The sequence below is a fragment of the Streptomyces azureus genome, assembly GCF_001270025.1.
GTDB lineage: Bacteria > Actinomycetota > Actinomycetes > Streptomycetales > Streptomycetaceae > Streptomyces > Streptomyces azureus.
Genome location: NZ_DF968244.1, coordinates 1 through 7,843 on the forward strand (window position 1 = coordinate 1; position 7,843 = coordinate 7,843).

Genomic DNA, 7,843 nt, shown 5'->3' on the forward strand with positions numbered 1-7,843 from the left:
CCCCGGCTACGGCCAGCCCACACCGCCCCCGGGCTACGGCCAGCATCCGCCCTTCGGACAGCAGCCCGGGCAAGCGCCTTACGGAGCACCCCAAGGAGCGCCCCAAGGAGTGCCTCACGGGTCTCCCCAGGGAGCACCGCAGGGCCCCGGTGTCGCAGCCGCGCTCCAGCAGTTCAAGGAGACCCCCACCGGGCAGCGCTGGACGCAGCAGAACAAGAAGCTCGTCCGCGTCGACCTCGGCATCGGCGGGCAGCCCGTGCTGGCCAGGCAGGGCAGCATGGTGCTCTATCAGGGCAAGGTCGACTTCAGCTACAAGGGCGCCGGCTTCGCCGGCCGGATCGTGGGCAACGCGACCGGCCAGGAGATGCAACTGATGCGCTGTACCGGCCAGGGGCAGGTGTTCCTCGCCGAGAACTCCACGATGCTGCACCCCATCGAACTCCAGGGCGACGGCATCTGCGTCTCCGCCGAGAACGTCCTCGCCTTCGACGAAAGCCTCCAGTACGAGGTGCGCCGCATCGAGGGACACGGCATCCCCGGTGGCGCGCTGTTCACGATGCAGTTCACGGGCACCGGCACGATCGTCGTGAAGACCCACGGCACGCCCGTGGTCCTGCCGGTCACGCCCACCACGTTCGCCGACTGCAACGCCGTGGTCGCCTGGTCGGCCGCCGCCCAGGTCGTCGTCTCCAGCCAGGTGCGGATGCGCCGCAACGCCTACCCGGGTGACACCGGGGAGAGCGTCAACCTCCAGTTCCGGGGAGCGCCCGGGAACTTCATCGTCGTCCAGCCGTACGAGGTCTGAGGGAGCCCGTCATGACACAGCAGCTCGCGGGCCACGCCCCAGCACCCGTCACCGCCCGCATGGAGAACCACGGCAACCACATGCTGAAGGTCGCCATGCAGACCGGAAACGACCTCCTCGCGCGCGTGGGGTCGATGGTCGCCTACGAAGGGTTCGTCCAGTACGAGCCCAACCCGCCGGCCGTGCGCCAGATCGCGAAGGACTGGATGACCGGCGAGGGCGCGCCCCTGATGAAGTGCTCCGGCGACGGCCTGCTCTACCTCGCCGACTACGGGGCGAACGTCGTCGTCATCAACCTCAACGGCGACGGCATCTCCGTCAACGCCACCAACCTGCTCGCCTTCGACGCCCACCTCACGTGGGGCGTCGAGCGGGTCAAGGGCCTGGCGAAGTTCGCCGGACAGGGTCTGTGGAACACCAAGATCTCCGGGCAGGGCTGGGTCGCGCTGACCTCCCGGGGCAAGCCCATCGTCGTCGACTGCGGAGGCGGCGAGGACGAGACCTACGTCGACCCCGACGCCCTGGTCGCCTGGTCCCCGAACCTCAAGGTGAAGGGCAAGCGCAGCTTCCGGGCGCAGTCGCTGATCGGCCGCGGCAGCGGCGAGGCCTACCAGATGGCCTTCTCCGGTCAGGGCATCGTCGTCGTCCAGCCCAGCGAGGACAGCACCGACCGCCTCCGGGCCCGGGGCTGAGGGGGAGCCAGAAAGCCATGCAGAGCCCGATTTTCGCCTACAACGAGCAGCAGACCCAGGACCGCTGGAGTCTGCAGAACAAGCAGATGCTGCGCGTCGCCCTGGAGGGCCACGACGACATCCTGGCCCGCAAGGGCACCATGGTCGCCTACCAGGGCCTCGTCGAGTTCGACGCCGAGTACCAGAGCAACGACCAGGCACGCTCGCGTGCGCACACCGGTGAGGGACTCGACCTGATGCGCTGCCACGGGCAGGGCACGGTCTACCTCGCCAACCTCAAGCAGCACGTCCACGTCATGGAGGTGGAGCAGGACGGTCTCACCGTCGACAGCAGCTATGTGCTGGCGATGGACTCCTCCCTGCACCACGAGGTCATCGCCGTCGACAGCCTCTACGGCATCTCCGGTTCCGGGAAGTACCAGCTCAACATCACAGGCCGGGGCAGGGTCGCCCTGATGACCTCGGGCATGCCGCTGCTGATGCAGGTGACGCCCGACAAGTACGTCAACTGCGACGCCGACGCGATCGTCGCCTGGTCGACGAGCCTGCGCGTGCAGATGCAGGCCCAGACGCACTCCTCCGGGGTGTGGCGGCGCCGCGGCAGCACCGGCGAGGGCTGGGAGCTGAGCTTCATGGGCACCGGGTTCGCGCTCGTCCAGCCCAGCGAACTGCTGCCGCCGCAGAACGCCCAGATCGGCTCGGGCGTCGCCGCGCAGTACGGCATGGGCCAGCAGGGAGCGCGTGGGCAGAACCAGGGCAACGTCTGGAACTGACGGGCACGGACCCAGCAAGATGTAAGGGGTGACCGCCTGCGCGGTCGCCCCTTACACATGTCTCAGGCCGCGAGCCTCGCGCGCGTGGCCTCCAGCAGGCGTACGACCGACTCGTCGGCCACCTCCGCGACCTCGTCGTACCCGAACCAGCGCACGTCGAGCGACTCGTCGCTGACCGTGTGCGCGGCGCCCGGCGGCGCCAGGACCGCGTACTGGACGTCGAAATGCCAGTTGCACGGCGGCGGGATCGGGTGCCGGTCCAGGCGTACCGGGCCGCCCGGCAGCAGCGAGAGCCCCGAGACGCCGGACTCCTCCGTCGCCTCACGCAGGGCCGCGGCCGCCAGGGAGCTGTCGCCCGGCTCGCAGTGGCCGCCCATCTGGAGCCACATCCGCAGCTTCCTGTGCAGGGTCAGCAGGACCCGGCCGGCCTCGGGGTCGATCACTAGGGCGCTCGCCGTGATGTGACCCGCCGGGCAGGCCTTCCACAGGCCGTCCGGGTGCTCCGCCAGATGGTCGAGGTAGGCCTGGCGCAGGTCCGTCTGGTCCTCGTACTCCTTGAGCACGAGGACCGCGTCGTCGTACAGGCTCACCCGGCGTCGTCGCCCTTTCCGTCGCCCTCGTCCTTGTCCTTCTTCCTGAGGTCGGGCTTGTCCGCCGCCTCGCCGAGCATCTTGTCCAGCTCGGAGAAGTCGATCTGCTCGCGGTGCACAAAGCCGTCCGGGTCGTCCAGGTCGGTGGCCGTCGGCAGCATGTCCGGGTGGTGCCACAGGGCGTCCCGGCCGTCGACACCGCGCGCGTCGGTGAGCGAGGCCCACAGGCGGGAGGCGTCACGCAGGCGGCGCGGCCGCAGCTCCAGACCGATCAGCGTGGCGAACGTCTGCTCGGCCGGGCCGCCCGAGGCGCGGCGGCGGCGCAGCGTCTCGCGCAGGGCGTCGGCGGACGACAGACGGGGCTTCGCGGCCGCGTGGACCACCGCGTCGACCCAGCCTTCCACGAGCGCCAGCGCCGTCTCCAGACGTGCCAGGGCGGCCTTCTGCTCGGGCGTGTCCTCGGGCTGGAACATGCCCTGCTGGAGGGCCTCCTGGAGCTGCTCGGGGTTCTGCGGGTCGAACTGGCCGACCACGTCCTCCAGCTTGGCCGTGTCGACCTTGATCCCGCGGGCGTAGCCGTCGACCGCGCCGAACAGATGCGAGCGCAGCCACGGCACGTGCGCGAAGAGCCGCTGGTGGGCGGCCTCGCGCAGGGCGAGATACAGCCGTACCTCCTCCTGCGGGACGCTCAGGTCCTTGCCGAACGTCTCGATGTTCACCGGCAGCAGCGCGGCCTTGCCGGCCGGGCCCAGCGGCAGGCCGATGTCGGACGAGCCGACGACCTCGCCGGCGAGCACGCCGACGGCCTGCCCGATCTGCGTACCGAACATGGCGCCGCCCATCGAGCGCATCATGCCGATCAGCGGGCCGGCCATGGCCTGCATCTCCTCCGGCAGGACGTCGCCCATGGCGGTGCCGACGCGCTCGGCGACCGGGTCGACGAGCTCCTTCCAGGCGGGCAGGGTCGCCTCGACCCACTCGGCGCGGCTCCATGCCACGGCCGAGCCGGCGCCGGACGGCAAGGACGTGGCGTCGTCCAGCCACAGGTCAGCGAGGCGGACGGCCTCCTCGACGGCCCTGCGCTCGGCGGGGCCGACGCTGGTGTCCTTGGTGCCGTCAGGGCTGCCCTGGGACACCGTCTGGCGGGCGATCTGCTTGGCCATGTCCCAGTTCACCGGGCCGCCCTCGTAGGAGAGCATCTGGCCCAGCTGCTGGAACGCGGCGCCCAGGTCGTTGGGGTTCAGGGAGCCGAACATGGCTGCGAACGGGTTGTCCGCACCGGGGCCGCCGGGGCCGCCGCCAAATCCTCCGGCTCCGGGCAGGCCGCCGAAACCGAACGGATTGGCCGGTCCCTGACCACCACCGCTCTCCTGGTCCTTCTTCTTGCCCTCGTCGCCGTCGTCCGGCTCCTCCGGCGGAAGGCCGAATCCGAATGGGGTGTCACTCACGGGATTCCTCGGCTGGTAGGGCCGCCGGTTCTTTCCGGCGGCACGGCTGCCCGACAACACCACCCAGCGTAGACACCTGGGGCGGATCGGGCCTCGGTGCTTCGCCGACTGACAGCCTGCGGCAGGATGGATGCCACCTGGTACGCACGCGTCGCTCGCGCTCGTACTGAAGACAACCGCTGGAGACGCCCGGTGAGTTCCCCAGATCCGCAGGTTCGCGCAGCGCGAAACCAGTCAACCAGTTCCGCGAGTCCCGCGGCACGCGGACCCGTCGTCGCGGTCACCGGTGCCGCGTACGGCGTCGGCGCCCTGCTCACCGAGCGGCTCGCCGCGTCGGACGAGGTCAAGCAGGTCGTGGCCATCGACGAGCGCCGCGGTGACTGCGCCGCGGCGCAGTGGCACATCCTGGACGTACGGGATCCGGCCATCGCGGACAAGCTGCGGGGCGCCGACGTGGTGGTGCACCTGGCGCTGGACCTCGACCTGGAGACCGACGCCGCCGCCCGAACGGCTTACAACGTACGGGGGACACAGACCGTCCTGACGGCGGCCGCGGCGGCCGGGGTGCACCGGGTCGTGCTGTGCACCTCGGCGATGGTCTACGGGGCGCTGCCGGACAACGAGCTGCCGCTCTCCGAGGACGCGGAGCTGCGGGCCACGGCGGAGGCGACGGGCGTCGGCGACCTGCTGGAGATCGAGCGGCTGGCGCGGCGGGCGCCGCGGGCACACCCGGGGCTCAACGTCACCGTGGTGCGGCCGGCGATCCTGGTGGGAGGCACGGACACCGCGCTGACCAGGTACTTCGAGTCTCCTCGGCTGCTCGTCGTCGCCGGGTCGCGGCCCGCGTGGCAGTTCTGTCACGTCGAGGACCTGTGCAGTGCGCTGGAGTACGCCGTCCTGGAGAAGGTCGACGGGGAACTGACCGTCGGGTGCGACGGGTGGCTGGAGCAGGAGGAGGTCGAGGAGCTCAGCGGCATCCGGCGGATGGAGCTGCCGTCGGCGGTCGCACTGGGTGCGGCGGCGCGACTGCACCGCATCGGGCTCACGCCGTCTCCGGCCGGGGACCTGGCGTACACGATGTACCCCTGGGTGGTCAGCGGCAGCCGGCTGCACGACGCCGGGTGGCGGCCGCAGTACACCAACGAGGAGGTGCTGGCGGAGCTCCTGGAGGAGGTCTCCGGCCGGCACACGGTGGCCGGTCGGCGGCTGGGCCGCAAGGACGCGACGGCAGCGGGCGCCGCGGGAGCGACGGTGGCGCTGCTGGGTGCGGCCGCGGTGGTGCGACGGGCCCGTAAGGCCCGGCGGCGCATCTGACGCGCCCGGCCTCTCCGGTCCCGTCGTAGGACAGTCCAACGTCCACGCGCGCGTGCCGGTCGATAGCTCTATTCCGCGCTGTCGGTCGCGTGCGGCACGATGGTGGCATGGCAACCACGAGCGATCACCCGGGTGAGCAGGCCGCGCAGGATCCGATCAGGCTGATCGGGATCCGGGACACGGCCCTTTCCGTGGACGAGGTGTTCCGGGCCGTGGGGGACGACGCGGCCGGCGGCACGGCGCTCTTCGTGGGCACCGTGCGGAACCACGACGGGGGTGCCGACGTGGCGGAGCTGGGGTATTCCTGCCACCCCAGTGCCGAGGCCGAGATGAGGCGGATCGCCGAGAAGGTCGTCGCCGAGTTCCCGGTGCGGGCGCTGGCGGCCGTGCACCGGGTGGGGGATCTCCGGGTCGGTGACCTCGCCGTGGTCGTCGCCGTCTCGTGTCCGCACCGGGGGGAGGCCTTCGAGGCCTGCCGGAAGCTGATCGACGACCTCAAGCACGAAGTGCCCATCTGGAAGCACCAGAAGTTCTCCGACGGCACCGAAGAATGGGTCGGCGCCTGCTGAATCCGGTACGCAGTCTTCCGGTTGCGTAACCGGCCCCCCGGCGTGAGCGTTGTCACTGCGGATGGTTAATCTGCTGATCAGTCAGTTGCGGACGCTCAAGGGGTTGGAGGTCGGCATGGCGGCGCTCGCCTGGTTGCTGATTCCGCTTGTGGCTGCGATCGGCGCGGGCCTCTGGGGCAGTTGGGCCAACCGGAATCGCAAGGTCCGTGGCGACGGCCCGGAGCTCATCGGTTACGCCCGCTTCCGCGAGGCCATGGAGAGGCCCCGGCCGGGTAGCTGACGGCCAGGGAAACGGCAGGTCACAGGCGTCTGAGCCCACAGGGCCGCCCCGGACGGGCGGCCCTGACGGTGCGCTGACAGGACCGTCCCGTACTGTCGAGTCATGCCACGCCGCACTGCGACGATGCTCGCCTCCACCCTGATGCTGATCGCGCTCTTGTGCGCGGGAGTGTTCATCCCCGTGCCGTATTCGGAGATGTCCCCGGGGCCGACGGTGAACACGCTGGGCGATCACGGCGGCGAGCCGGTGCTCCAGATTTCGGGGCGGAAGACGTATGCGACCAGTGGCCATCTGAACATGACGACGGTCCGGGTCACCAGCGCCGACTACCGGATGAACCTGGTCGAGGCCGTCTATGGCTGGCTTGCGCATGACAACAAGGTGGTGCAGCACGAGACGCTCTACCCGGACGGCAAGACCGAGGAGCAGTCCACGCAGGAGAACGCCGAGGAGTTCAGCCAGTCCCAGGAGAGCGCCAAGGTCGCCGCGCTGAAAGAACTCGACGTTCCGGTGAAGTCATGGGTCATCGTCTCGACGGTCGTCAAGGGGTCCCCGGCCCAGGGCAAGCTGCACGCCGGGGACGTGATCAAGGCCGTCGACGGTACGGCGGTGAAGGAGCCGGCCGACGTCGCGAAGCTCGTCACGAAGCACAAGCCGGGCCAGGACGTCCGCTTCACGATCGTGCCCGCCAAGGAGCAGGCCGCCGCGGAGAAGGAGAAGCGGACGCCGACGAAGACCGACGACATCACCATCACCACGGCGACCTCCGACGACGCCGGCGAGAAGCGGGCCATCGTGGGGATCTCCGCGGGGACCGACCACACGTTCCCGTTCACCATCGACATCAAGCTGGCCGATGTCGGCGGGCCGAGCGCCGGTCTGATGTTCGCGCTCGGCATCTACGACAAGCTCACGCCGGGCAGCCTGACCGGGGGCAAGTTCGTGGCCGGTACGGGGACGATCGACGACGAGGGCAAGGTCGGCCCGATCGGCGGCATCGAGATGAAGACCGTGGGTGCGCGGGCCAAGGGCGCGCAGTACTTCCTGACGCCCGCGGACAACTGCGAGGCCGCCGCCAAGGACACCCCCGAGGGCCTCACCCTCATCAAGGTGAACACCATCGAGGACGCCCTGGGCGCTCTCAAGGACCTCCGCAGCGGCGACACCGCCGATCTGCCGAAGTGCGGCAAGTAGTCCGCCGGGCCGGGCGACCGGCCCGGGGCGCGCAGCCGCCCGGCTAGGGCCTGTCCGGCAAATCCCCGCCTGCTCCGCGACGCCCGGCGAGCACGCTCGCCCGACAGGCCCTAGTGCCAACGCCGTTCAGTTAGGGCGGGGCTGGGGGTGTCAAGGGCCGCTCGTGAGCATGGCGATG

The 7,843-nt window shown here is 70.4% G+C and carries 9 protein-coding genes; 7 read left to right on the plus strand and 2 right to left on the minus strand.

Annotated elements, in window-relative coordinates:
• The 3 genes from AOQ53_RS12730 to AOQ53_RS12740 form a co-directional block, all read left to right on the plus strand.
• A partial coding sequence (locus AOQ53_RS12730; protein WP_174523276.1) for an AIM24 family protein occupies nt 1-805 on the plus strand: 805 nt, incomplete at its 5' end.
• An 11-nt stretch (nt 806-816) separates the two neighbouring features.
• A complete protein-coding gene (locus AOQ53_RS12735) occupies nt 817-1,497 on the plus strand; it encodes an AIM24 family protein (protein WP_031132343.1) in 681 nt (226 codons plus the stop codon).
• Nucleotides 1,498-1,514: 17 nt separating this feature from the next.
• The gene (locus AOQ53_RS12740) at nt 1,515-2,270 is read left to right on the plus strand and encodes an AIM24 family protein (RefSeq protein WP_059417143.1); all 756 of its coding nucleotides are present in this window, start codon (nt 1,515-1,517) and stop codon (nt 2,268-2,270) included.
• Between the two features lie 62 nt (nt 2,271-2,332).
• On the opposite strand, the gene AOQ53_RS12745 is transcribed toward AOQ53_RS12740, so the two are convergent.
• Together AOQ53_RS12745 and AOQ53_RS12750 are read right to left on the minus strand one after the other, a co-directional pair.
• Nucleotides 2,333-2,860 carry an NUDIX hydrolase gene (locus AOQ53_RS12745; protein ID WP_059417144.1) on the minus strand — a complete coding sequence of 176 codons (528 nt, stop codon included), beginning with the start codon at nt 2,858-2,860 and terminating at the stop codon, nt 2,333-2,335.
• Nucleotides 2,857-4,308, minus strand: coding sequence for a zinc-dependent metalloprotease (locus tag AOQ53_RS12750; RefSeq protein WP_059417145.1), 1,452 nt, complete (start codon nt 4,306-4,308; stop codon nt 2,857-2,859). Before AOQ53_RS12750 ends, AOQ53_RS12745 begins: the two co-directional genes overlap by 4 nt.
• Before the next feature lie 192 nt (nt 4,309-4,500).
• Here AOQ53_RS12750 and AOQ53_RS12755 point away from each other — a divergent pair, with 192 nt between their 5' ends.
• From AOQ53_RS12755 to AOQ53_RS12770, 4 genes are all read left to right on the plus strand, one after another.
• Complete coding sequence (locus AOQ53_RS12755; protein ID WP_059417146.1) at nt 4,501-5,622, plus strand: SDR family oxidoreductase; 1,122 nt, start codon at nt 4,501-4,503, stop codon at nt 5,620-5,622.
• Between the two features lie 107 nt (nt 5,623-5,729).
• A complete protein-coding gene (locus AOQ53_RS12760) occupies nt 5,730-6,191 on the plus strand; it encodes a molybdenum cofactor biosynthesis protein MoaE (protein WP_059417147.1) in 462 nt (153 codons plus the stop codon).
• A 61-nt stretch (nt 6,192-6,252) separates the two neighbouring features.
• The gene (locus AOQ53_RS12765; RefSeq protein WP_059417148.1) at nt 6,253-6,471 is read left to right on the plus strand and encodes a hypothetical protein; all 219 of its coding nucleotides are present in this window, start codon (nt 6,253-6,255) and stop codon (nt 6,469-6,471) included.
• Nucleotides 6,472-6,573: 102 nt separating this feature from the next.
• Nucleotides 6,574-7,665 (plus strand): YlbL family protein, encoded by a 1,092-nt coding sequence (locus AOQ53_RS12770; RefSeq protein ID WP_059417149.1) that lies wholly within the window; start codon nt 6,574-6,576, stop codon nt 7,663-7,665.
• The last annotated feature ends 178 nt before the right edge of the window (nt 7,666-7,843 follow it).